Source organism: Ralstonia sp. 22086, from assembly GCF_052045975.1.
Classification (GTDB): domain Bacteria; phylum Pseudomonadota; class Gammaproteobacteria; order Burkholderiales; family Burkholderiaceae; genus Ralstonia; species Ralstonia wenshanensis.
Genome location: NZ_JBQEPZ010000006.1, coordinates 84,737 through 107,733 on the forward strand (window position 1 = coordinate 84,737; position 22,997 = coordinate 107,733).

The 22,997-nt window shown below is 63.8% G+C and carries 28 protein-coding genes; 25 read left to right on the forward strand and 3 right to left on the reverse strand.

The window, feature by feature from the left end; all coding sequences use genetic code 11:
• Positions 1 to 34: 34 nt before the first annotated feature.
• The 25 genes from ACTJK6_RS23205 to tatC all read left to right on the forward strand — a co-directional run bounded on the left by ACTJK6_RS23205 (position 35) and on the right by tatC (position 18,800).
• Positions 35 to 1,084: a Bug family tripartite tricarboxylate transporter substrate binding protein gene (locus ACTJK6_RS23205; RefSeq protein ID WP_373407720.1), complete on the forward strand. Its 1,050-nt coding sequence runs from the start codon at positions 35 to 37 to the stop codon at positions 1,082 to 1,084.
• A 268-nt stretch (positions 1,085 to 1,352) separates the two neighbouring features.
• Positions 1,353 to 2,186 carry an ABC transporter ATP-binding protein gene (locus ACTJK6_RS23210; RefSeq protein WP_322018743.1) on the forward strand — a complete coding sequence of 278 codons (834 nt, stop codon included), beginning with the start codon at positions 1,353 to 1,355 and terminating at the stop codon, positions 2,184 to 2,186.
• The gene (gene mlaE / locus ACTJK6_RS23215; protein ID WP_045203038.1) at positions 2,183 to 2,950 is read left to right on the forward strand and encodes a lipid asymmetry maintenance ABC transporter permease subunit MlaE; all 768 of its coding nucleotides are present in this window, start codon (positions 2,183 to 2,185) and stop codon (positions 2,948 to 2,950) included. The genes ACTJK6_RS23210 and mlaE overlap by 4 nt, the downstream gene beginning before the upstream one ends.
• Before the next feature lie 37 nt (positions 2,951 to 2,987).
• Complete coding sequence (mlaD, locus tag ACTJK6_RS23220; RefSeq protein WP_024977847.1) at positions 2,988 to 3,509, forward strand: outer membrane lipid asymmetry maintenance protein MlaD; 522 nt, start codon at positions 2,988 to 2,990, stop codon at positions 3,507 to 3,509.
• Between the two features lie 3 nt (positions 3,510 to 3,512).
• The gene (locus ACTJK6_RS23225; RefSeq protein ID WP_232041172.1) at positions 3,513 to 4,316 is read left to right on the forward strand and encodes an MlaA family lipoprotein; all 804 of its coding nucleotides are present in this window, start codon (positions 3,513 to 3,515) and stop codon (positions 4,314 to 4,316) included.
• 152 nt (positions 4,317 to 4,468) lie between these two features.
• A complete protein-coding gene (locus ACTJK6_RS23230; protein WP_232041171.1) occupies positions 4,469 to 5,104 on the forward strand; it encodes an MlaC/ttg2D family ABC transporter substrate-binding protein in 636 nt (211 codons plus the stop codon).
• A 74-nt stretch (positions 5,105 to 5,178) separates the two neighbouring features.
• Complete coding sequence (locus ACTJK6_RS23235; RefSeq protein WP_260804099.1) at positions 5,179 to 5,490, forward strand: STAS domain-containing protein; 312 nt, start codon at positions 5,179 to 5,181, stop codon at positions 5,488 to 5,490.
• A gap of 250 nt (positions 5,491 to 5,740) precedes the next feature.
• A complete protein-coding gene (locus tag ACTJK6_RS23240; protein WP_232041169.1) occupies positions 5,741 to 6,706 on the forward strand; it encodes an ABC transporter ATP-binding protein in 966 nt (321 codons plus the stop codon).
• Complete coding sequence (locus tag ACTJK6_RS23245) at positions 6,703 to 7,491, forward strand: ABC transporter permease (RefSeq protein WP_232041168.1); 789 nt, start codon at positions 6,703 to 6,705, stop codon at positions 7,489 to 7,491. Before ACTJK6_RS23240 ends, ACTJK6_RS23245 begins: the two co-directional genes overlap by 4 nt.
• A 59-nt stretch (positions 7,492 to 7,550) precedes the next feature.
• Positions 7,551 to 7,787 carry a BolA family protein gene (locus ACTJK6_RS23250; RefSeq protein ID WP_024542178.1) on the forward strand — a complete coding sequence of 79 codons (237 nt, stop codon included), beginning with the start codon at positions 7,551 to 7,553 and terminating at the stop codon, positions 7,785 to 7,787.
• Positions 7,788 to 7,885: 98 nt separating this feature from the next.
• Positions 7,886 to 9,151, forward strand: coding sequence for a UDP-N-acetylglucosamine 1-carboxyvinyltransferase (gene murA, locus ACTJK6_RS23255; protein ID WP_440840272.1), 1,266 nt, complete (start codon positions 7,886 to 7,888; stop codon positions 9,149 to 9,151).
• 19 nt (positions 9,152 to 9,170) lie between these two features.
• A complete protein-coding gene (hisG, locus tag ACTJK6_RS23260) occupies positions 9,171 to 9,860 on the forward strand; it encodes an ATP phosphoribosyltransferase (protein WP_009241938.1) in 690 nt (229 codons plus the stop codon).
• A complete protein-coding gene (gene hisD / locus ACTJK6_RS23265) occupies positions 9,857 to 11,185 on the forward strand; it encodes a histidinol dehydrogenase (RefSeq protein WP_414561153.1) in 1,329 nt (442 codons plus the stop codon). Before hisG ends, hisD begins: the two co-directional genes overlap by 4 nt.
• 16 nt (positions 11,186 to 11,201) lie before the next feature.
• Complete coding sequence (gene hisC, locus ACTJK6_RS23270; protein ID WP_440840273.1) at positions 11,202 to 12,326, forward strand: histidinol-phosphate transaminase; 1,125 nt, start codon at positions 11,202 to 11,204, stop codon at positions 12,324 to 12,326.
• Positions 12,323 to 12,913: an imidazoleglycerol-phosphate dehydratase HisB gene (hisB, locus tag ACTJK6_RS23275; protein ID WP_004634601.1), complete on the forward strand. Its 591-nt coding sequence runs from the start codon at positions 12,323 to 12,325 to the stop codon at positions 12,911 to 12,913. The genes hisC and hisB overlap by 4 nt, the downstream gene beginning before the upstream one ends.
• A 55-nt stretch (positions 12,914 to 12,968) precedes the next feature.
• Positions 12,969 to 13,592 carry a MarC family protein gene (locus ACTJK6_RS23280; protein WP_440819018.1) on the forward strand — a complete coding sequence of 208 codons (624 nt, stop codon included), beginning with the start codon at positions 12,969 to 12,971 and terminating at the stop codon, positions 13,590 to 13,592.
• 8 nt (positions 13,593 to 13,600) lie between these two features.
• Positions 13,601 to 14,254 carry an imidazole glycerol phosphate synthase subunit HisH gene (gene hisH / locus ACTJK6_RS23285; RefSeq protein ID WP_440819017.1) on the forward strand — a complete coding sequence of 218 codons (654 nt, stop codon included), beginning with the start codon at positions 13,601 to 13,603 and terminating at the stop codon, positions 14,252 to 14,254.
• A 76-nt stretch (positions 14,255 to 14,330) separates the two neighbouring features.
• Positions 14,331 to 15,074, forward strand: a complete 744-nt coding sequence (gene hisA / locus ACTJK6_RS23290) for a 1-(5-phosphoribosyl)-5-[(5-phosphoribosylamino)methylideneamino]imidazole-4-carboxamide isomerase (RefSeq protein WP_004634607.1) — start codon at positions 14,331 to 14,333, stop codon at positions 15,072 to 15,074.
• A 47-nt stretch (positions 15,075 to 15,121) separates the two neighbouring features.
• On the forward strand, positions 15,122 to 15,898 hold the full coding sequence (gene hisF, locus ACTJK6_RS23295; protein WP_232041163.1) for an imidazole glycerol phosphate synthase subunit HisF: 777 nt from the start codon (positions 15,122 to 15,124) through the stop codon (positions 15,896 to 15,898).
• Positions 15,895 to 16,317, forward strand: coding sequence for a phosphoribosyl-AMP cyclohydrolase (hisI, locus tag ACTJK6_RS23300; protein WP_024977832.1), 423 nt, complete (start codon positions 15,895 to 15,897; stop codon positions 16,315 to 16,317). Before hisF ends, hisI begins: the two co-directional genes overlap by 4 nt.
• Complete coding sequence (locus ACTJK6_RS23305; RefSeq protein WP_232041161.1) at positions 16,310 to 16,684, forward strand: phosphoribosyl-ATP diphosphatase; 375 nt, start codon at positions 16,310 to 16,312, stop codon at positions 16,682 to 16,684. The genes hisI and ACTJK6_RS23305 overlap by 8 nt, the downstream gene beginning before the upstream one ends.
• 31 nt (positions 16,685 to 16,715) lie before the next feature.
• Complete coding sequence (locus tag ACTJK6_RS23310; protein WP_102067507.1) at positions 16,716 to 17,090, forward strand: DUF4870 family protein; 375 nt, start codon at positions 16,716 to 16,718, stop codon at positions 17,088 to 17,090.
• A gap of 62 nt (positions 17,091 to 17,152) precedes the next feature.
• Positions 17,153 to 17,404: a Sec-independent protein translocase subunit TatA gene (gene tatA / locus ACTJK6_RS23315; RefSeq protein WP_232041160.1), complete on the forward strand. Its 252-nt coding sequence runs from the start codon at positions 17,153 to 17,155 to the stop codon at positions 17,402 to 17,404.
• 18 nt (positions 17,405 to 17,422) lie between these two features.
• The gene (tatB, locus tag ACTJK6_RS23320) at positions 17,423 to 17,935 is read left to right on the forward strand and encodes a Sec-independent protein translocase protein TatB (protein ID WP_004634619.1); all 513 of its coding nucleotides are present in this window, start codon (positions 17,423 to 17,425) and stop codon (positions 17,933 to 17,935) included.
• Between the two features lie 61 nt (positions 17,936 to 17,996).
• Complete coding sequence (gene tatC, locus ACTJK6_RS23325) at positions 17,997 to 18,800, forward strand: twin-arginine translocase subunit TatC (protein WP_045203052.1); 804 nt, start codon at positions 17,997 to 17,999, stop codon at positions 18,798 to 18,800.
• 88 nt (positions 18,801 to 18,888) lie between these two features.
• On the opposite strand, the gene ACTJK6_RS23330 is transcribed toward tatC, so the two are convergent.
• From ACTJK6_RS23330 to ACTJK6_RS23340, 3 genes are all read right to left on the reverse strand, one after another.
• Positions 18,889 to 19,974: an ABC transporter ATP-binding protein gene (locus ACTJK6_RS23330; RefSeq protein WP_252694997.1), complete on the reverse strand. Its 1,086-nt coding sequence runs from the start codon at positions 19,972 to 19,974 to the stop codon at positions 18,889 to 18,891.
• Positions 19,967 to 21,778: an ABC transporter permease gene (locus ACTJK6_RS23335; RefSeq protein WP_440840274.1), complete on the reverse strand. Its 1,812-nt coding sequence runs from the start codon at positions 21,776 to 21,778 to the stop codon at positions 19,967 to 19,969. Before ACTJK6_RS23335 ends, ACTJK6_RS23330 begins: the two co-directional genes overlap by 8 nt.
• A gap of 87 nt (positions 21,779 to 21,865) precedes the next feature.
• Entirely contained in the window at positions 21,866 to 22,972 is a 1,107-nt protein-coding gene (locus tag ACTJK6_RS23340; protein ID WP_440840275.1) for an ABC transporter substrate-binding protein, read from the reverse strand.
• Positions 22,973 to 22,997: the final 25 nt, after the last annotated feature.

Genomic DNA, 22,997 nt, shown 5'->3' on the forward strand with positions numbered 1-22,997 from the left:
AGAATGAGATCTCCCCGTGATCCCCGACCGCCTCATGCGACCTCGTGCCCGCAATGTGCGTGCAGATGTGCCCCACGCGCCGGATGTGCCGCATATGCCGGACCGGCAGCGGCGGCGCACGCTTGCGTGGCTGGGCGTGCTGCCGGCAATGCTGACCTCGCCCGCGCATGCGTTGCTGCAGGGGTATCCCTCGCAACCGCTGCGCCTGGTCGTGCCAGCGGCGGAAGGCAGCGCGTTTGATGCGCTGGCCCGGGCACTGGCGACGCAACTGCAGCAGCAGGTCGGCCGCGAGGTGGGCGTCGAAGATCGCCCGGCAGCCAATGGCATGGCCGCCGGCGAGGCCGTCGCCCGCGCGCCGTCCGATGGCCATACGCTTCTGCTTCAACAGACCACGTTCGTCGCCCAGCCCGCGCTGGAACCGGCATCGTATGACCCGCTGCGCGATTTTCAACCGGTAGCGATGGTGGCTACGCTGCCGCTGTTTCTCGCCGTCGATGCGCGCCTGCCGATCTACTCCATCACCGATCTGCTTGCGCAGGCGCGCGGCGAGTCCGTCACGGTCAATTGCGGCTCGGATATCGTCGGCACGTGGTCGCATCTCGTCGCCGAGCAGTTTGTGCGCGACTACGCTTTCCATGCGCCGCATGTGGCCGTTCGCGGTGAAGCGGGGCTCGTGCAACAGATCCTGGCGGGGCGCATGACGGCGTGTTTCGCCTGCTATCCGAGCGTGGCGGCTGCCGCGGCCAATGGCCAGCTACGGTTGCTCGGGGTGACGGGCGGGGCTCGCTCGCGTTTCGCGCCCGCCGTGCCGACGCTGCGCGAAGGCGGTCTCGCCGGATTTGATCGCAGCGCCTGGATCGGCACCTTCATGCCGGCGCGCACTCCCCGGCTTCTGTCGATGCGCGCGGCGGCAGAACTGCGTCGCGCCGTCGCTTCCGGAGATGTCCACGCTACGTTGCGCGCAGGCGGCTTCGAGCCGGAATGGGATGCCCCCGACACGTTCGCCCAGGCCGTGCGCCGTGATGCCACGCATTGGCAAGGGGTGATTCGCCAAGCCGACCTACGCCTGGATAGCGGCGAATAGGGCACTTTCGTTTCTGCCCGCGCTGCCAAGACCGACTTCGCAGGCGCACCACTTTCAGCATCCCGCAAGACCCGAAAACCCATGGCGCGGCGAACAAGCCACACAAACTGTCGGTAAGAAAGGCGTGACTGACGGGCTACGCGGGTTTCCACCTATAATGGCGGGCCGCGCGAAGCCGCCCTTGTTGGCGGGTCTGCGGTCGTCAAGACAACGAGATGCGGCAGCATGAAGCCGCCAACCTGCCGAGCCCTCTGCACCGACCTCCACCGTGTCCACCCAGCCTTCCAACGCCGTTGTCGAACTCGATCAGGTCGATTTCGCCTATCAGCCAGGCGCGCGGCGCATCCTGTCCGGCCTGTGCATGCGCGTGCCCAAGGGCAGGGTGGTGGCCGTCATGGGCGGCTCGGGTTGCGGCAAGACGACGATTCTTCGGTTGATTGGCGGCCAAGTGGCCGCTGCTGCCGGTACTGTGCGCGTGCATGGCCAGGACATCGGCGCCATGGACAAGCGTGCGCTGTACGCGGCGCGCCGCCAGATGGGCATGCTGTTCCAGTTCGGGGCACTGTTTACGGATTTGTCCGTCTTCGACAATGTGGCATTTCCACTGCGCGAACATACCGAGCTGCCCGAAGCCCTCATCCGCGATCTGGTGCTGATGAAACTCAACGCGGTCGGCCTGCGCGGTGCGCGCGACCTGATGCCCTCGGAGATTTCCGGCGGCATGGCGCGGCGCGTGGCGTTGGCGCGGGCGATTGCGCTCGATCCGTCGCTCATCCTCTACGACGAGCCGTTCGCGGGGCTGGATCCGATCTCGCTGGGTTTGACCGCGTCGCTCATCCGCAAGTTGAACGACGCGCTGGGCGCGACCAGCATCATCGTCTCGCACGACGTGCAGGAGACGTTCCACATCGCCGATTACGTCTATTTCATTGCCAACGGCGGTATTGCCGCCCAGGGCACGCCGGCAGAGCTGACCGCGTCGACCGATCCGTTCGTCCGCCAGTTCGTGCACGGCGAGGCGGACGGCCCCGTGCCGTTCCACTATCCTGGGGCGCCGCTGGCCGATGACTTCGGTCTGGGAAAGAGCGGAGGCGCGCAATGATTTCCGCCATCGGTCGCTTCGTTCTGGTGCTGATCAGCCGCTTCGGCTATGCGGCGCGCACGTTGATTTCGCTCATCGGTGCTTCCGGCGACGTGCTGCGCCGCCCGCGCCTGGTGATCGAGCAACTGCGCTTTGTCGGCAATGATTCGTTCATCATCATTGCCGTATCGGGGCTGTTCGTTGGCTTCGTGCTTGGCTTGCAGGGATACAACACGCTCAACCGCTACGGCTCCGAGCAGGCGCTGGGCCTGCTGGTGGCGCTGTCGCTGGTGCGCGAACTGGGGCCGGTGGTGACGGCGCTGCTCTTTGCTGGTCGCGCCGGTACCTCGCTCACGGCCGAGATTGGCCTGATGAAAGCCGGCGAGCAACTGATCGCCATGGAAATGATGGCCGTCGATCCGCTGGCCCGCGTGCTGGCGCCGCGCTTCTGGGCGGGCTTCATTGCCATGCCGCTGCTGGCGGCGATTTTCAGTGCGGTCGGTATTCTGGGCGGATACTTCGTCGGGGTCGGGTTGATTGGCGTAGACCCCGGGGCGTTCTGGTCGCAGATGCAGGCCGGCGTGGATGTCATGGACGACGTGCTGAACGGCGTCATCAAGAGTGTCGTGTTTGGTGTGGCGGTTACCTTCATTGCGCTGTATCAGGGCTATGAGGCCAAGGCCACGCCGGAAGGCGTCTCGCGCGCGACTACCCGGACGGTGGTGATCGCGTCGCTCACCGTGCTGGCGCTGGATTTCGTGCTCACGGCACTGATGTTCAGTTGAGCCGCCGGTTGTCGTTAGCGTTCAACGAGAAAAGATCATGCGTAAAAGCGTCCTCGATTTCTGGGTCGGCCTGTTCGTACTGGTGGGCATCATTGCGCTGCTATTCCTGGCGCTCAAAGCGGGCAATATGAGTTCGTTCTCGTTTGCCAAGACTTACCAGGTGAAGGCCGCCTTCGACAACATCGGCGGGTTGAAGGTGCGGGCTCCGGTCAAGAGTTCCGGGGTGGTGGTCGGCCGCGTGTCGCAGATCCTCTTCGACGACAAGAGCTACCAGGCCATCGCGGTGCTCGACATGGATCAGCGCTATCAGTTTCCGAAAGACAGTTCGGCCAAGGTCCTGACCTCGGGTCTGCTGGGCGAGCAATACATCGGTATCGAACCGGGCGGCGACTCGGCCATGCTTGCCAGCGGCAGCAAGATCACGATGACGCAGTCGGCGGTGGTGCTGGAAAACCTGATCAGCCAGTTCCTGTACAGCAAGGCTGCGGATGCCGGTGCCGGCAGCGCAAATGGCAGCGCCGGCGGAGCCAAGCCGGCTGAGGGCAGTGGGAGCAAATAAACCATGAAAACAACGACATCCATCCGTACGCTGCGCAGCTTTGCGCTGGCTGTGGCGGCAGGCGCCACGCTGCTGGCTGGCTGTGCGACGGGGCCGAATGCTAATCCGGCCGATCCGATCGAGCCGTTCAACCGCGAAGTCTTCCGTATCAACGAGGACCTCGACAAGGGCGTACTGAAGCCGGTCGCGCAAACGTATGTCGATGTGGTGCCGTCTCCGGCGCGCACGGCAGTGTCGAATTTCTTCTCGAACGCGGGCGATGTCTATTCGGCCGTCAACAATCTGCTGCAGTTGAAGGGCACGGCCGCGCTGGAAGACACCATGCGCGTGGCGATCAATACCGTGCTGGGTCTGGGTGGCCTGATCGACATTGCGTCGGACGCCGGCCTGCCCAAGCACAAGGAAGACTTCGGCCAGACGCTGGGTGTGTGGGGCGTGCCGTCGGGCCCGTACGTCGTTTGGCCGCTGCTCGGGCCCAGCACCGCGCGTGACACCGTGGGGTTCCTGGTCGACTGGCAGATGGATCCGCTCACGTACTGGCACGACAGCGCAGTCACCTACTCGCTGGCCGCGCTGCGCGTGGTGGACGTGCGCGCGAACCTGCTTGGGGCCAGCAATGTGCTCGAACAGGCCGCTGTCGACAAGTACACGTTCCTGCGCGATGCCTACCTGCAGCGCCGTCGCTACCTGATCTATGACGGCAACCTGCCGGAAGATCAGGACAACAAGACCTCGCCGGATACCGGTGACGCCACGGTCTCGCCGTACCAGCGCTTTACCCCCAACTGGCCGGTGTTCCGTCGCTGATCGACACACGTAACAAGGTCGCCTCAAAGGTGACAAGGCGTAAAACTGGCCGGCCCGCACGAACTTGCCTGCGGGCGGTCTGTTCTAATCGCCAACAAGATTGTGGCGAACGCGCTGCAAGCGACCCGAAAATCACACTATAAGGACGCGATATGTTGAACAAGCTCCTCCGCTCCCTGTTTGCCGGACTCACCCTGACGGCTGCCGTTGCAGCCGCGCCGGTCCACGCCCAAGAAGCTGATGCACAGACCACCGTCAAGACGGCAGTGGACGACGTGCTCACCACCATCAAGAGCGATCCGGAACTGCGCGGCGGCAACATGAGCAAGGTGTTCCAGCTCGTCGACCAGAAGATCGTGCCGCGTGCCGATTTCAAGCGCACCACGCAAATCGCCATGGGCCGATTCTGGAACCAGGCATCGCCGGAGCAGCAACAGCAGATCCAGGAAGGCTTCAAGACGTTGCTCATCCGCACTTACGCCGGCGCGCTGTCGAACGTGAAGAACCAGACCGTTTCGTACAAGCCGTTCCGTGCAGCAGCGGATGACACCGACGTGGTGGTGCGCTCGACCGTGAACAACAACGGCGAGCCGGTGGCCCTGGACTACCGCCTGGAAAAGACGGCCGGTGGCTGGAAGGTGTACGACATCAACATCAGCGGCCTGTGGCTGTCGGAAACGTACAAGAACCAGTTTGCCGATGTCATCAGCAAGCGTGGCGGCGTGGCCGGCCTGGTGAGCTTCCTGAACGAGCGCAACTCGCAGCTCGAGAAGGGCCCGGCAAAGTAAGCAGCCTTCCGGTAGAATCGATGCAGCGGTCAACTCTGGCCGCTGTTTCTTTTTCTGACGTATCCATTTCCACCATGTTGACCTTGTCCGGCCCGCTGACTCACCGCGAAGCGCCGCGCGTTCTGCGCGAGGGCGAGGCTCAGCTCGGCCAAGCGCGCGAAGCCGGCAATGCCGCGCTGCACGTCGATTGCGCTGGCTTGTCGCAGGTCGATTCTTCTGCGCTGGCGGTGCTGCTGTCGTGGCAGCGCACGGCACAGAGCGCCGGTATCGTGCTCGATATCGCAGGCGCTCCGCAGGCGCTGTCCAACCTCGCCACGCTTTACGGCGTGGAGTCTCTGCTGGCCGTCGCGCCAGCCCCTGCTGCTCCCCATCACGCTCGACATTGACGCGGCGTCCGGTGCGGGGCGCGGGGTGATGCCCCCGAACCCGTCATCGCGATGCCGCGCTCCGGCCGAGGCGTCGCGCGCGCCCTGGCATTCGCGGTTTGGCGTCGCAGGGTGCGGCGCCGTGAGTTGGTGCAGTTCCCCTATAATTCTGGGTTTGTCGCTCTGCCGCTGCCATGTGCGGCATCCGCGGCCGTCATGATCGTGTCGATCCACGGCCTCGATATGCGCAGAGTAGTTCACTTTGTCGGCCATGAAAGCCATCGAAATCGCTGACGTCCGCAAGCGCTACAAGTCGTTGCAAGCGCTAAAGGGCGTGAGCCTGTCTGTCGAGCAGGGCGAGTTTTTCGGCCTGCTGGGCCCCAACGGCGCGGGCAAGACCACGCTGATCTCCATCCTCGCTGGCCTGAATCGTGCCGATTCCGGCCACGTGCGCGTGCTTGGTCACGACGTTGTCACCGACTACCGCATGGCCCGCCGCAAGCTCGGCGTGGTGCCGCAGGAACTGGTGTTCGATCCGTTCTTCACGGTGCGCGAAACGCTCCGCCTGCAGTCGGGCTACTTCGGCCTGACCAAGAACGACGACTGGATCGATGAGGTCATGGCCAACCTGGACCTCACCAACAAGGCGGACGCCAACATGCGCGCGCTCTCGGGCGGCATGAAGCGCCGCGTGCTTGTTGCGCAGGCGCTGGTACACCGCCCTCCCGTGATCGTGCTGGACGAACCGACTGCCGGCGTGGACGTCGAGTTGCGCCAGACGCTGTGGAAATTCATCTCGCGCCTGAATCGGGAAGGCCATACCGTCGTGTTGACCACGCATTACCTGGAAGAAGCCGAATCCCTGTGCGACCGCATCGCCATGCTCAAGTTTGGCGAAGTGGTGGCGCTCGATCGCACGGCGAATCTGCTGTCGCAATTTGCCGGGCTGCAACTGGTGCTGAGCTTTTCGAAGGGAGCGCTGCCCGCGTCGCTGGAAGGCCTGCGCTTGCCGGGCAACCACGGCGAGCGTGGCGTGCGCCTGCGCTTGTCGGGCTATGGCGAGGTCGAACAGATTCTCGCTACGTGCCGCCTCGCCGGCTGTGAGATCGACGACATGGAAGTCGCCAAGGCGGATCTGGAAGACGTGTTCGTGCAGATCATGCGCCGCGAAGGTGGCTTGCCCGTGGGGCCTCAGACGCCCGCCATTCCCGATTCTGCGCTGGAGCCCGCTGCATGAACGCCATTCCCGAGAGCTTGCCGGGCCGCTGGGTCGGTTTCCGCACGCTGCTGTACAAGGAAGTGCTGCGCTTCTGGAAGGTGAGCTTCCAGACCGTGGCCGCGCCGGTGCTGACCGCGCTGCTGTATCTCCTGATCTTCGGGCATGTGCTGGAAGACCGCGTGAAGGTGTTCGACCAGTTGAGCTACACCGCTTTCCTGGTGCCTGGTCTGGTGATGATGAGCGTGCTGCAGAACGCCTTTGCGAACAGCTCTTCGTCGCTCATCCAGTCGAAGATCACCGGCAACCTGGTGTTCATCATGCTGCCGCCCCTGTCGCACTGGGAGATGTTCGGTGCGTACGTGTGCGCGTCCGTCATTCGCGGTCTGGCGGTGGGTACGGGCGTGCTGGTCGTGACGACCTTGTTTGCGCATCTCCACTTCGCGCAGCCGCTGTGGATCATCGTGTTTGCTGTGCTGGGCGCGAGCGTGCTCGGCACGCTGGGGCTGATTGCCGGTATCTGGGCTGAAAAGTTCGATCAGCTTGCGGCGTTCCAGAACTTTCTGATCGTGCCGGCCACCTTCCTGGCGGGCGTGTTCTATTCGATTCATTCACTGCCGCCGTTCTGGCAGGCGGTGTCCCACGCCAACCCGTTCTTCTACATGATCGACGGCTTCCGCTACGGCTTCTTCGGCGTGTCCGATGTGCCGGTGACGACGAGCCTCGGCGTGATGCTGATCGCGTTGGTCGTGGTGGGGGGATTGGCCCTGCAGATGCTGCGCACGGGCTACAAGCTGCGCCATTGATGCGTCGATAACAAAACGAACGACGCTCACCCTAACGTTTTGCAGGAGAAGGGACGGCTATGTTGCCCACACCCGAACAAGTCAAGCAGTACATCGAAACTGGCCTGCCGTGCGAGCACCTCGAAGTCGAGGGCGACGGTCAGCACTTTTTTGCCACCATCGTCAGCGCCCAATTTGAAGGCAAGCGGTTGATCCAGCGTCACCAGCTCGTTTATGCAGCGCTGGGTGAGCGGATGCGCGCGGAAATCCACGCGCTGTCCATGAAGACGCTCACCCCGGCGGAGTGGCAGTCCTGATGGCCGAGCTTGATCCCACCCCGGTTACCGTTTCAACCGATTCCGACCTTGCGCTCGCCGAGCGCCCCTCCCAAAGTGATCGACGAGACGTCTCGCTCATGGACAAACTGCTGATCGAAGGCAATGGCCCGTTGTCGGGCGAAATCCGCGTGTCTGGCGCCAAGAACGCCGCGCTGCCCATCATGTGCGCCGCGCTGCTGACGGCCGAGCCGCTGGCGCTGAGCAACGTGCCGAACCTGCAGGACGTGCGCACGATGCTCAAGCTGCTGCGCCAGATGGGCGTGGAAGGCGTGCTCGACGGTAACAACCTCACGCTCGACGCGGCGACCATCCACACGCCGGAAGCTTCGTACGATTTGGTGAAGACGATGCGTGCGTCGATCCTGGTACTGGGCCCGCTGCTGGCGCGTTTCGGCCATGCGCGTGTGTCGCTGCCGGGCGGTTGCGGCATCGGTGCGCGTCCGGTCGATCAGCACATCAAGGGCCTGCAGCTGATGGGCGCCGAGATCGTCATCGAGCACGGTTACATCGAAGCCAAGCTGCCCGAAGGCGCCAAGCGGTTGCGTGGCGCGCGCATCGTCACCGACATGGTGACGGTGACGGGCACCGAAAACCTGCTGATGGCCGCTGCACTGGCCGACGGCGAAACGGTGCTGGAAAACGCCGCGCGCGAGCCCGAGGTGACCGACCTCGCCAATCTGCTCGTGAAGATGGGCGCGCGCATCGAAGGCATCGGCACCGACCGTCTGGTGATCCAGGGCGTGGAAGCGTTGCACGGCGCCGCGCACACGGTGATTGCCGATCGCATTGAAGCTGGCACGTTCCTGTGCGCCGTGGCTGCAGCCGGCGGCGACGTGACGCTGCGCGGCGTGCCGCCCGGCATTTTGGACGCCGTGCTCGACAAGCTGCGCGAAGCCGGCGTGACGCTCACCACGGGCGACGACTGGATCCGTGTGCAGATGACGGGCCGCCCCAAGGCCGTGAGCTTCCGCACGTCGGAATACCCGGCGTTCCCGACCGACATGCAGGCGCAGTTCATGATGCTCAACGCCATTGCCGAAGGCTCTGCCACGGTAACGGAGACCATCTTCGAAAACCGCTTCATGCACGTGCAGGAACTGAACCGCCTGGGCGCCAATATCGTCATCGACGGCAAGACGGCCGTGGTGACGGGCGTCGAGCAATTGTCGGGCGCGACCGTCATGGCGACCGACCTGCGCGCCTCGGCCAGCCTCGTCATTGCCGGTTTGATCGCGCAGGGCGAGACGCTGGTCGACCGCATCTATCACCTTGATCGCGGCTACGACCGCATCGAAGACAAGCTGTCCGCTGTCGGCGCCAAGATCCGCCGCATTCAAGCGTAAGGTAAGGAACCCGCCGGCCATGAACGCATTCCAGTCCGCCTCCAACCAGCTCACGCTGGCGCTGTCCAAAGGGCGCATCTTTGAAGAGACGCTGCCGCTGCTGAAGGCTGCCGGCATCGAGGTGACCGAAGATCCGGAAACCTCGCGCAAGCTGATTCTGCCGACCTCTGACCCGGCGTTGCGCGTGATCATCGTGCGCGCTTCCGACGTGCCGACCTACGTGCAATACGGCGCGGCGGACTTCGGCGTGGCCGGCCGCGACGTGCTGATGGAGCACGGCATGGCGGGCCTGTATGCGCCCATCGATTTGAACATTGCCCGCTGCCGCATGTCGGTGGCGGTGCCCAAGGGCTTCGATTACGCCAACGCGGTACGCCAGGGTGCGCGCCTGTCGGTGGCGACGAAGTATCTGAATACCGCGCGCGAGCACTTCGCCAAGAAGGGCGTGCACGTCGACCTGATCAAGCTGTATGGCTCGATGGAGCTGGGCCCGCTGGTGGGCCTGGCTGACGCCATCGTCGACCTGGTCAGCACGGGCGGCACGCTGCGCGCGAACAACCTCGTCGAGGTGGAAGAGATCGTGCAGATCTCGTCCCGACTCGTCGTCAACCAGGCTGCGCTGAAACTCAAGCGCGACCGGCTGGCGCCCATCCTCGACGCTTTCGAGCGCGCCTCTGCGACGGACGCGCGCGTTGGGGAAGCCGCATGAGCCTGACCATCCGTAAGCTGGATTCGGCTGAAGCCGGATTCGCGGCGCAACTGCGCCAGGTGCTTGCTTTTGAAGCGAGCGAAGACGAAGCCATTGACCGCGCCGCCGCGCAGATCCTGGCCGACGTGAAGGCGCGCGGCGATGCCGCCGTGCTGGAAGCCACGCGCCGCTTCGACCGCATCGAAGCCGACAGCGTGGCCGCGCTGGAACTGTCGCCGGCCACCCTGCAAGCCGCGCTCGATGGCCTGGAGCCCAAGCGCCGCGCGGCACTTGAAGCCGCTGCCGCCCGCGTACGTGCGTATCACGAGAAGCAGAAGATCGAGTGCGGGACGCACAGCTGGGAATACGCCGAAGCTGACGGCACGGTGCTTGGCCAGAAGGTGACGCCGCTCGACCGCGTGGGCATTTACGTGCCGGGCGGCAAGGCGGCGTATCCGTCATCAGTGTTGATGAACGCGATTCCGGCGCGCGTGGCCGGCGTCAAGGAAATCATCATGGTGGTGCCCACGCCCGGCGGCGTGCGCAATGAGCTGGTGCTGGCTGCGGCTTGCATCGCCGGCGTGGACCGCGTGTTCACCATTGGCGGCGCGCAGGCCGTAGGTGCGCTCGCTTATGGCACGGACACCGTCCCCGCCGTCGACAAGATCGTCGGCCCCGGCAACGCCTATGTGGCCGCTGCCAAGCGTCGCGTGTTCGGCACGGTTGGCATCGACATGATTGCCGGTCCGTCGGAAATCCTTGTCATCTGCGATGGCACGACCGATCCGGACTGGGTGGCGATGGACTTGTTTTCGCAAGCCGAGCACGACGAGCTGGCCCAGTCGATCCTGCTGTGCCCGAACGCCGAGTTCATCGCGCAGGTGGAAGCCAGCATCAACCGCCAGCTTGAAGACATGCCGCGCCGGAGCGTGATTGCCGAGTCGCTGTCGGGCCGTGGTGCGCTCATCAAGGTGCGTGACATGGAAGAGGCGTGCGACATCGCCAACGACATCGCGCCCGAGCATCTGGAAATTTCGGCAGAGAACCCGCGCCAGTGGGCTGAGCGCATCCGCCACGCCGGTGCGATCTTTCTCGGCAAGTACACCAGCGAATCGCTGGGCGATTACTGCGCGGGCCCGAACCACGTGCTGCCGACGTCGCGCACGGCACGCTTCTCGTCGCCGCTGGGTGTGTACGACTTCATCAAGCGTTCCAGCCTGATCGAGGTGAGCGAAGCCGGCGCGCAGATGCTGGGCGAGATTGCGGCCGAGCTGGCCTACGGCGAAGGCCTGCAGGCGCATGCCCGCAGCGCCGAATATCGCCTGCAACGTCCCACGTCCGAATAACGCCCGCCGCACAACGATGACCGCCACCGCTCCGGCCCAAGCCTCTCTGGATGACCTGCTCGCCCGCATCGTGCGCGACGACGTTCGCGCCATGGGTGCGTACCACGTGCCCGACGCGACTGGCATGGTCAAGCTGGACGCGATGGAGAACCCGTATCCGCTGCCGGCAATGCTGCGCGACGCATTGGGCAAGCGCCTGGCCGAAGTCGCACTCAATCGCTACCCGGTGCCGACCGCCGACACGCTCAGGGCACAGCTCAAGCAGGTGATGCACGTGCCGGCTGGCGCCGAGGTGCTGCTGGGCAACGGTTCGGACGAGATCATCAGCCTGATCGCCATTGCCGCGGCCAAGCCGGGCGCGACCGTGCTGGCGCCAGTGCCGGGCTTCGTGATGTACGCGATGTCGGCGCAGTTGCTGGGCCTGAACTTCGTCGGCGTGCCGCTCAAGGCAGACCTGACACTCGACCGTGAAGCCATGCTGGCCGCCATGACCGAGCACCAGCCTGCCGTCATCTACCTGGCGTATCCGAACAACCCGACCGGTAACCTGTTCGACGCGGCCGACATGGACGCGATCATCCGCGCGGCTCGCGGCCCGGTGTGCCAGAGCCTGGTGGTGGTCGACGAGGCCTACCAGCCGTTCGCGCAACACAGCTGGATGCCGCGCCTGCGCGATTTCGATCACCTTCTGGTGATGCGCACCGTCTCGAAGCTGGGCCTGGCCGGTATCCGCCTCGGCTACGTGGCAGGCCACCCGAAGTGGATCGCCGAGTTGGACAAGGTGCGCCCGCCGTACAACGTGAATGTGCTGACCGAGGCCACCGCCCAGTTCATGCTTGAACACGTGGACGTGCTGGATGCCCAGGCAGCGACCCTGCGCGCCGAGCGCACCAAGCTGATCGATGCACTGTCGGCCCAGCCCGGCGTGACGGTCTTCCCGAGCGCGGCAAATTTCATCCTGCTGCGCGTGCCCGATGCCGCCGCTTTGTTCGAGCGCCTGCTCAATCGGCGGATTCTGATTAAAAACGTCAGTAAAATGCACCCGTTGTTGACCAACTGTCTGCGCGTGACGGTCAGCAATCCCGAAGAAAACGCGCAATTTATCGATGCCTTTGCCGCATCGATGCAGGAAGCCCCATGAGCCGCCGTGCCGAGGTCACTCGCAACACCTCTGAAACGCAGATCCGCGTCGCCCTTGATTTGGACGGCACGGGCAAGCAGACGCTGAACACCGGCGTCCCCTTCCTCGACCACATGCTCGACCAGATCGCCCGTCACGGCATGGTCGATCTGGACGTTTCGGCCACCGGCGACACCCATATCGACGACCACCACACCGTGGAAGACGTCGGCATCACGCTGGGCCAAGCCGTCGCCAAAGCCATCGGCGACAAGAAGGGCATCGTGCGCTACGGCCACAGCTATGTGCCGCTGGACGAAGCGCTGTCGCGGGTGGTCATCGACTTCTCCGGCCGTCCGGGCCTGGAGTTCCACGTGCCGTTCACGCGCGCACGCGTCGGCAACTTTGACGTGGACCTGTCCATCGAATTCTTCCGCGGGTTCGTCAACCATGCCGGCGTGACGCTGCATATCGACAACCTGCGCGGCGTCAACGCGCACCACCAGATCGAAACCGTGTTCAAGGCCTTCGGCCGTGCGCTGCGCATGGCGGTCGAGATCGACCCGCGCGCTGCCGGCACGATTCCGTCGACCAAGGGCGCACTGTAAATCACTGCGTCGGCCTGGCCGCGCCTACCCGACTCCCAAACCGGCCGCCGATCCGATGGATCTGACAAAAAGCTTTTTCTCGCTGCTCGCCCTGATCAACCCGATCGGGGCGATCCCGTTCTTCATCAGCCTGACCGAGAGCCAGACAGACGAAGAGAAGCGCCGCACCATCAAGGTCGCGTCGATTTCGGTGGCGATCGTGATCGGCCTGTCGGCGTTGCTCGGCGAGCAGATCATCAGCTTTTTCGGGTTCTCGGTTGGCTCGCTCCAGGTTGGCGGCGGGATCATCATGATCATGATCGCGCTGAACATGCTCAATGCGCAGACCAGCCGCACCAAGGCCACGCCCGAAGAAGAGGACGAGGCCGGCGCCAAGGCCAGCATTGCCGTTGTGCCGCTGGCGATTCCGCTGCTCACGGGCCCAGGCTCAATCAGTACGGTCATCGTCTATGCCGGCAAGACCAAGCATTGGTGGGACCTGTTGCTCCTGGCGGGGGTCGGTGTTGCGATCGCAGTTGTGGTCTGGATCGTGTTGCGCGCGGCCGAGCCGATCGCCCGCGTGATCGGTCGCACCGGCATCAATGTCGGTACGCGGTTGATGGGCTTGATCCTGGCGGCGCTGGCCGTGGAATTCATTGTTGATGGGCTGAAAACCCTGTTGCCCGTACTGAGGGCCTAAGTTAAGTCATGACTAAGATCGCAATCGTCGATTACGGCATGGGCAATCTGCGCTCGGTAGCGCAAGCCCTGATGGCCGTTGCTCCAGAGGCCGATGTGCGCATCAGTGCGCAAGCGGATGAAATTCGTTCGGCCGACCGCGTGGTGCTGCCGGGGCAGGGCGCCATGCCCGATTGCATGGCCGCGTTCGACCAGTCGGGCCTGCGCGACGCTGTGCTGGAGGCATCGCGCAGCAAGCCGATGCTTGGCGTGTGCGTGGGTGAGCAGATGCTGCTCGAGCGCAGCACCGAGGCGCGCCCGGGCCAGCAGTTCACCGAGGGGTTGGGCCTCATCAAAGGCGATGTGGTCCGCTTTGACCTGGACGGCCAGTTGCAGCCGGACGGCTCACGGTACAAAGTGCCTCAGATGGGCTGGAACCGCGTGCACCAGAGTCGGGCCCACGCCCTCTGGGAAGGTGTGGCGGATCAGAGCTACTTCTATTTCGTGCACAGCTACTACGCCCGGCCTGCCAACGCCGACGAATCGGTCGGAGAGACCGAATACGGCGTGCGGTTTACCTCCGCCATCGCCCGGGATAATATTTTTGCAACACAGTTTCACCCGGAAAAAAGTGCGCAAGCCGGCCTGCAGATCTACCGGAACTTTGTGCACTGGAATCCGTGACGCCCGCCGTGGCGTCGCAATCGAATCCATTTTTCGCCCTTTTTAATCTTTTCCCCTCAACTCTGTCGTCACGCTTATGTTGCTCATCCCGGCCATCGACCTGAAGGACGGTCAGTGTGTGCGCCTCAAACAAGGCGATATGGATCAAGCCACCGTATTCTCGGAAGACCCTGCAGCCATGGCGCGGCATTGGGTCGAGCAGGGTGCGCGCCGCTTGCACCTTGTCGATCTGAATGGCGCTTTCGCGGGCAAGCCGCGTAACGAGGCGGCTGTAAAGGCCATCCTCGCCGAGGTGGGCGATGAGATTCCCGTGCAACTCGGCGGCGGCATCCGCGATCTGGGCACCATCGAGCGCTGGCTCGACGATGGCTTGTCGTACGTAATCATCGGCACGGCGGCGGTCAAGGACCCGGGTTTTCTGCGGGACGCATGCACGGCGTTCGGCGGTCACATCATCGTCGGGCTCGATGCCAAGGACGGTAAGGTGGCGACCGACGGCTGGAGCAAGCTCTCCGGCCACGAAGTCGTTGACCTCGCCAAGAAGTACGAAGACTACGGCGTCGAAGGCATCATCTACACGGATATCGGCCGCGACGGCATGCTGCAAGGCATCAACATCGATGCCACCGTCAAGTTGGCACAGTCGGTGAAGATTCCCGTCATTGCCAGTGGCGGCCTGTCGAACCTGAAGGACATCGACCACCTGTGCGCGGTCGAAGAGCATGGCGTGGAGGGCGTGATCTGTGGTCGCGCGATCTATTCCGGCGACCTGAACTTCAAGGAAGCTCAAGCCCTTGCGGACAAACTCGGCGCGGCCTGATTGTTGATCCAGCCGTGCACAACGGGCGCTCCGGCGCCCGACTCATCATGCTAGCCAAACGAATCATCCCCTGCCTGGACGTGACCAACGGCCGGGTGGTCAAGGGCGTCAACTTCGTCGAATTGCGCGACGCCGGCGACCCCGTCGAAATCGCACGTCGCTACGACGAGCAGGGCGCCGACGAAATCACCTTCCTCGACATCACGGCCACGTCGGACGGGCGTGACCTGATGCTCGGCATCATCGAAGCGGTGGCTTCGCAGGTGTTCATTCCGCTGACGGTGGGCGGCGGTGTGCGCGCGCTGGAAGATGTGCGCCGGCTGCTCAATGCGGGTGCGGACAAGATCAGCATGAACTCGTCGGCGGTGGCGAATCCGCAACTGGTTTCTGACGCCAGCGCCCGCCACGGCGCGCAATGCATTGTCGTGGCCATCGACGCCAAGAAGGTGTCGGCTGAAGGCGAGGCTCCGCGCTGGGAAGTTTTCACGCACGGTGGCCGCAAGGGCACGGGCCTGGACGCGGTGGCATGGGCACGTGAAATGGCGCAGCGTGGCGCCGGCGAAATCCTGCTTACCAGCATGGATCGGGATGGCACCAAGGCTGGCTTTGATCTGGAACTGACGCGCGCTGTGTCGGACGCCGTGCCTGTGCCCGTCATCGCCTCGGGCGGCGTGGGCAACCTGCAGCATCTGGCAGACGGCATCCAGCAAGGTCACGCCGATGCGGTGCTGGCCGCCAGCATCTTCCATTACGGCGAATACACCGTCGGCCAGGCCAAGCAATTCATGGCGGAGCATGGCATTCCAGTACGGATCGGACTATGAGCAAGAAGTGGCTGAACAAGGTCCACTGGGACGACAACGGCCTGGTGCCGGTGATCGTGCAGGAGCAGGGCAGCAACGACGTCCTGATGTTCGCCTTCATGAACCGCGAGGCGCTGCAGAAGACTGTCGAAACCGGCGAGGCCGTGTTCTGGTCGCGCTCGCGCAAGCGCTTGTGGCACAAGGGCGAGGAGTCCGGCCACATCCAGAAGGTGCACGAAATCCGCCTCGACTGCGATGAAGACGTAGTCTTGCTCCGCGTCACACAAATCGGCGGCATCGCCTGCCATACTGGGCGCCACGCGTGCTTCTTCCAGAAGTTCGAAGGCAATGTGGAAGACGGCGATTGGCACACCGTCGAGCCGGTGCTGAAGGACCCTGACGACATCTACGCCGGCAAGCCCGGCCACAATCATGAGTGACACCCTGCGCCGCCTGGGCGAGGTGCTCGAATCCCGCAAGCTTGCCAATGGCGGCGACCCGGAAAAGAGCTACATCGCCCGTCTGTTCAACAAGGGCGACGATGCCATCCTCAAGAAGATCGGCGAAGAGGCCACCGAGACGGTCATGGCCGCCAAGGACGCCCGCGCCGCAGGCATGACCGACGAGGCGCGCAGCAAGGTGGTGTACGAAGTGGCGGACCTCTGGTTCCACACCATGGTGTTGCTGTCGCATTTCGACCTCACGCCAGATGACGTGGTGAACGAACTGGCGCGCCGCGAAGGGCTTTCCGGCCTGGAAGAAAAGGCGCTGCGCAAGTCGCAGGCGCGCGACGCGGCGGGTGACTGACTACGGTGGCGAATCGTCGCAGGGAGGCAGCGTGGACAAATACGGAGCAGCAGTGGTGGTGACGGATGACGCGGAGCGCCTGGCAGGGCTGCGTCGTCTGACGCATATCCTGTATGCGCTCTACGCCATTTTTTGGCTGACCGGCGGTATCACTGCATTGATTGCCATCATCGTCGGGTATGTTAAGCGCGACGATGTGCGCGGCACGCTGTATGAGTCGCACTTTCGTTGGCAGATCCGTTCGTTCTGGTGGTGCGTACTGTGGGGTGTGATCGGCGTGCTGCTCATTCCCGTGGCCTTCATCGGCTTTGCCGTCCTGTGGGCTCTGGGCATCTGGATGCTGTATCGTATTGTGAAAGGTTGGCTGTATCTGAACGACAGCAAGCCGATGTACGCAAATCCGTAAAATCAACCAATGGCGTCGCCACCGTTGCGACGCCACCAGCCGTATTTACGTGGGAGTAGGACATGGGTTCCTTTAGCATTTGGCATTGGCTGATCGTGCTGGTCATCATCATGATGGTGTTCGGCACGAAGAAGCTGCGCAATATCGGTTCGGATCTGGGCAGCGCCGTGAAGGGCTTCAAGGACGGCATGCGCGAAGGTCAGGAAGACAAGCCAGCAGGCTCGCCGCAACAGACCGCCGGCCAGCCGCCGCGCGAGCTGCACGATTCGACGACGATCGACGTCGAAGCGCGCGACAAGTCCAAGCAAGGCTGAACCGACGCGCGCTGACCGATGATCGATCTCGGCATTTCCAAGCTGGCGCTGATTGGCATGGTAGCGCTCGTCGTTATCGGGCCGGAGCGTCTGCCCAAGGTGGCGCGCACCGCTGGCGCCTTGCTTGGCCGCGCGCAGCGCTACATCGCCGACGTGAAGGCCGAGGTCAGTCGCGAAATCGAGCTTGAGGAGTTGCGCAAGATGCGCACCGACTTCGAGCAGGCCGCGCGCAATGTCGAGCAGACCATCCACCAGGAGGTCAGCAAGCACACGACCGAAATCAACGAACGCCTGAACGAGGCGCTTGGTGATCCTGCGCACACGGCAACCTCCGCTCCAGACTGGCGCCCGGCACCGGGCAAGTCGCGCAATGGCCGCAACAGCTGGCGCAACAAGCAACTTTCGATGCCCAAGTGGTACCGCCAGAAGCAGGGCGTGCGCATGTGGGCCCAATCGGGTGCGGCACGCGTCAAGCGTCATCGTCCGCCCATCGTTGCAGCACAGTCGCGTGCGCGCTCCTTCTTCGAATGATCTTTCGGGCGCGTGCCGTGTCTGCGGTGCCGCGTCCTGACTTCCCTCTCTCCCATCCGACATGAGTGCCGCTCCGCTCGATCCGCAAGAGTCGCCCGAGGACGGCGCGCAGGAAACCTTCATTTCGCACTTGGTCGAGTTGCGCGAGCGCATCGTCAAGGCAGGTGCAGGCGTGCTGCTGGTCTTTCTGGGCCTGGTCTACTGGGCGCCGGATATCTTCAACCTGTTCTCGCGGCCGCTGATCCAGGCGTTGCCCAAGAACGGTCACATGATCGTGACGGACGTCACCGGCTCGTTCTTCGTGCCGATGAAGGTGACGCTGCTGGCCGCCTTCCTGATTGCTCTGCCGTGGGTGCTGTACCAAATCTGGCGCTTTGTGGCGCCAGGGCTGTATACGCACGAGAAGCGGATGATCATGCCGCTGGTGGTAAGCACCTACGTGCTGTTCCTGTGCGGTGTGGCGTTTGCGTATTTCCTGGTGTTCCCGACGGTGTTCAAGGTGATGGCGCACTACAACGCGCCGCTGGGTGCCGAGATGTCCACCGACATCGACAAGTACTTGAGTTTCGCCATGACCACGTTCCTTGCCTTCGGCATCACCTTCGAGGTGCCGGTGGTCGTGATGGTGCTTGTGCGCTTTGGCATTGTGAGCCTGGATAAGCTGCGGCAGGCGCGGCCATACGTGGTGGTGGGGGCGTTCGTGATTGCCGCGGTGGTGACGCCCCCGGACGTGATGTCGCAGCTACTGTTGGCTGTGCCGCTGTGGTTGCTGTACGAGCTGGGGCTGATTTTGGCGGCAATTTTCCTGCGTCAGGCCACGGCTGCGGAGAACAATCCCGAGCACTTGCCGGTGGTGAAGGACTGACAGGCCGACCCCAGCGTGAGCCAAAGAAAAAAGGCAGCCGAAGCTGCCTTTTTTTGTTGCCGATGAATCTGCAGTTGCTGCTGTTGCTTCAGGCAGCGTACAGCCAGAACTGTTCGCGCGGGAAGGTCAGTGCGTACTTGCCGTCGCTCGGGGCGCTGGCGGAGTAGGCGCGCAGCCCTGTACCGGTCGCGCCGCTGTCGTCGGTGGCACGGAACAGGCATTCCCAACGGTCGCCCAGGTACATGCGCGTTGCGAGCGGCAGGTGGATGGTGTTGTCGGCGTTGTCGACACCCACGCGCACCTGCTCGAGGCGGATCACTCCGTGCGCTGAGGCACCCGGCTTCAAATCACCGCGCGCAACACCCCACAGCGACCAGCCGCCGGTCTCGTCCACCAGGCGGGCCATGCCGTCACGCACCTCGGCGATCTTGCCGTTGATGCGGTTGTTGCTGCCCATGAACTCGGCGGTGAAGAGCGTTTCGGGCGCGCCGTACATCTGCTCGGGCGTGCCTTGCTGTTCGATCACGCCGTTGTTCAGCAGCAGGATGCGGTCGGACATGGCCATTGCTTCGCTCTGGTCGTGTGTGACCATGAGGGCCGAAAGGCCCAGGCGGACGATCAGCTCGCGCAGGAAGGCGCGGGCTTCTTCGCGCAGTTTGGCGTCGAGGTTCGAGAGCGGCTCATCGAGCAGGATCACGGGCGGGTTGTAGACCAGCGCACGGGCGATGGCCACGCGCTGCTGCTGGCCACCGGAGAGCTGGCTCGGGAAACGCTCGCCCAGATGGCCGAGGCCCAGTTGCTGCAGCACCGCCTGCACGCGTTCCTTGATCTGCGCGGCAGGCGTCTTGCGCAGCTTGAGCGGGTAGGCGACGTTCTCGGCCACGGTCTTGTGCGGCCACAAGGCGTAGGACTGGAACACCAGGCCCAGGTTGCGCCCTTCGGCCGGCACGTCGAGCTTCTTGGCGCCGTCGAACATGACCCGATCGCCGATCTTGACGGTGCCCTGGCTGGCCTGTTCGAGGCCGGCGACAGCACGCAGCAGCGTGGTCTTGCCCGAACCAGATGGGCCCAGCAGCGAGACGACCTCGCCCTTCTGCAGCTGCATCGAGACACCCTTGAGAACCGGGTTGTTACCGTATTGCAGGTGCAGGTCGTTGACAGTGAGTTCAATCATGGAGCTTCACTCCGAAACGCAGTGCGATGCCGAGGCCGACGGCCACCAGCACGATATTGACGAAGGACAGTGCGGCAACGATATCGATGGCGCCGCCCGCCCACAGGGAAACCAGCATCGAGCCGATCGTCTCGGTGCCCGGCGACAGCAAATACACACCGGTCGAGTACTCGCGCTCGAAAATCAGGAAGATCAGCAGCCAAGCACCGAGCAGGCCGTAGCGCGTGAGCGGCACGGTCACATCGCGCGTGGTGCGGGCGCGGGTGGCGCCCACCGAGCGTGCGGCTTCTTCCAGCTCCGGGCCGACTTGCAGCAGCGCGGCCGAGATCAAGCGCAGGCCATAGGCCAGCCACACCACCGTGTAGGCGATCCACACGCTGAAGATCGTGCTGCGCAGGTCGCGCAGGCTCGGCACGACGTTTTCGATGATCCAGTTGGCAAACGGCAAGCCGCTGTCGGTCAGGCCGGTCTCGATCCAGTTCGGTACGAACAGGAACACCCACAGGAAGGCCAGGCCAGCCAGCAGACCGGGAATGGCACGAGGCACCAGCACGCTGTAATCGAGGAAGCGCGTCCAGCCATCCGGCTTCCGGTGCATGGCCAGGCCGATACATGTGTAGCAGCCCACCGCCAGCGCGCCGCCGATCACGCCGATCAGCACCGTGTTCACCATCGCCCGCAGGAACTGCGGTTGCTCGAAGATCTGCTGGAATGCCGTGGTCGAGAACGCCTCGGCCAGCGACACGCCTTCACCCCAGTTCGACACGAAGGCGCGCAGCGCGATACCCGAGAGCGGCACCACCACCGTCACGAAGAACCACAGCACTACCACCGCCCACGCCGGCCAGCGCCAGCTGCCCAGCGGCAGCGGACGGCTGCGCGTGACCTTGCCTTTGACGGTGACAAAGCGGTTGGCCGACTTGAGCATGTAGCGTTGCAGCAGCACCAGCGGGAACGTCACCATCACGAGGCAGACCGCCACGGCGGCCATCAGGTGATACGCCGGCGTGCCGAGCTTGTTTGTCAGCTTGTATAGATACGTCGCCAGCACCAGGTGGCCTTCCGGATCGCCCAGCACGAGCACCAGGCCGAACACCTCGAAGCCCAGGAACGTCACCAGCACGGCTGCGTACAGCAAGGCAGGGCGCACCATCGGCAGGCTCACGTTCAGCGCCACCGACAGCGGCGATGCCCCCGCGATACGCGCCGCTTCTTCCACGTCCGAACCCAGGCTGCGCAGCGCCGACGAGACATACAGATACACGTGCGGCACGTGCGTCAGGCCGGCAATGATGATGATGCTCGTGAACGAATACACGTTCCAAGGCGCACCGCCAAACAGGCTCTTGAACCACACGGTGTAGAAACCCACCGGGCCGGCGGACACCACGTAGCCGAACGCCAGCACCATCGGCGAGACGAATACCGGAATCATCAGCAGCGGTTCGAGAACGCGGCGGCCGGGCAAGTCCGAGCGCACCATCAGGAACGCCAGGATGCCGCCAAGCGGCACCGAGATCACCGCCAGGCCGAAAGCGAGCGCGGTGGATTTCTCAAAGGCCTGCCAGAAATCGGAATCCGTAAAGATGAAGCGATACGCATCCAGCCCCGCCAGCGCGTCGGGCATGAAGAACGGCGCAGACAGAAAGCTCTGGTAGAAGATCAGCGCCAGCGGCGTGAAAATCGCCAGCGCGGTAAGCAGAATGACCACGCCGCGCGGCAAAGCCTGTCCCACACGCGTCCAGGGCGAGCGCTTGAGGGTGACTTGGCGAGCGGCGGCACGGTCTTGCGCTAGAGAACGCATGGTGCCTCCAGGAGGAACCGGCGCCAGGTACGGCTGGCGCCGGCGGGTCGGTCAGATGAGAGGGGTGCCGATGATCAGCGGATCAGATCAACGGCCGGCGGCGGTGCGCCATTGCTTGATGAAGTCCAGGCGCTTCTTGGGTTCCAGGAACGCCAGGATCGATTCGTCAACGGGAATCGGCTTGATGCTGTTGCCGAGAATCTTCTTCAGGCCGGCGGCGGTGGCTTCGCCCGTCACGTCTTCACGCAGCGAGTGCAGATCCGACTTGTTGGCGAGGATTTCCTGGCCGCGCTTGGACAGGATGTAGTCCAGCCACAGCTTGGCCGCGTTCGGGTTCTTCGCCTTCTTGGCGATCATCGCCACGCGCGACACCACCAGCGTGTAGTCCTTCGGATAGACGATGCCGATCGACGGATCCTTCTTGGCGCGTGCAATCGCGTACGAACCGAGGATGTTGTACGCCACCAGGTTTTCACCCGAGGCCACACGTTCCATCATCGTGCCGGTGGAGGACTGCAGCACCAGGTTCGGGCCCACTGCCTTGACGAAGTCGAAGTACTGCGGCGAATCCAGGTTGTCTTGCGCTGCCATCATGAAGCCCACGGCCGACTTCTCGATGTCGTAGGTCGTGACCTTGTTCTTGAAGCGCTCGGGCTGGCCGGCGACCAGCTTGGCGAAATCGGCGTGCGTTTGCGGCACTTCCGAATCCTTGATCAGGCGCTTGTTGTACAGGAACACGGCCGGCTCATACGTCGTGCCGTATGCGATGCCCTTGTGGACGGCCCACTTCGGCAGGTTCGGCACTTCGGGCGAGTCGTACTTCATCGCGTAGGTCTGCGCGAGCTTGAGCTGCGAGTCCATCGACGAGTTCCACATCATGTCGGCCGAGGCGCCACCGGCAGCCTGCTCGCTGATGAAGCGGTTGTACAGCTCGCTGCTGTTCATGTCGTTGTACTCGACCTTCACACCCGGGTAGAGCGACTCGAAATCCTTGATCAGCGGATCTGCAGCTTTGGTGTCGGTTGTCGCATACACCACTACCTTCCCTTCCTTCTTGGCGGCGGCGATGGTGTCGGCGTAGCTGGCGGGGTAGCCGGCCGGAACTTGCGCGAAGGCGGCGGCGCTGAGGGTCAGTGCGGCTGCTGCAATCGAAGCGAGAGCGGCGTGCGCAGGCGTAAAGCGTCCACGAAGCATGAGTTTGTCTCCTGTTTGCTTGTGA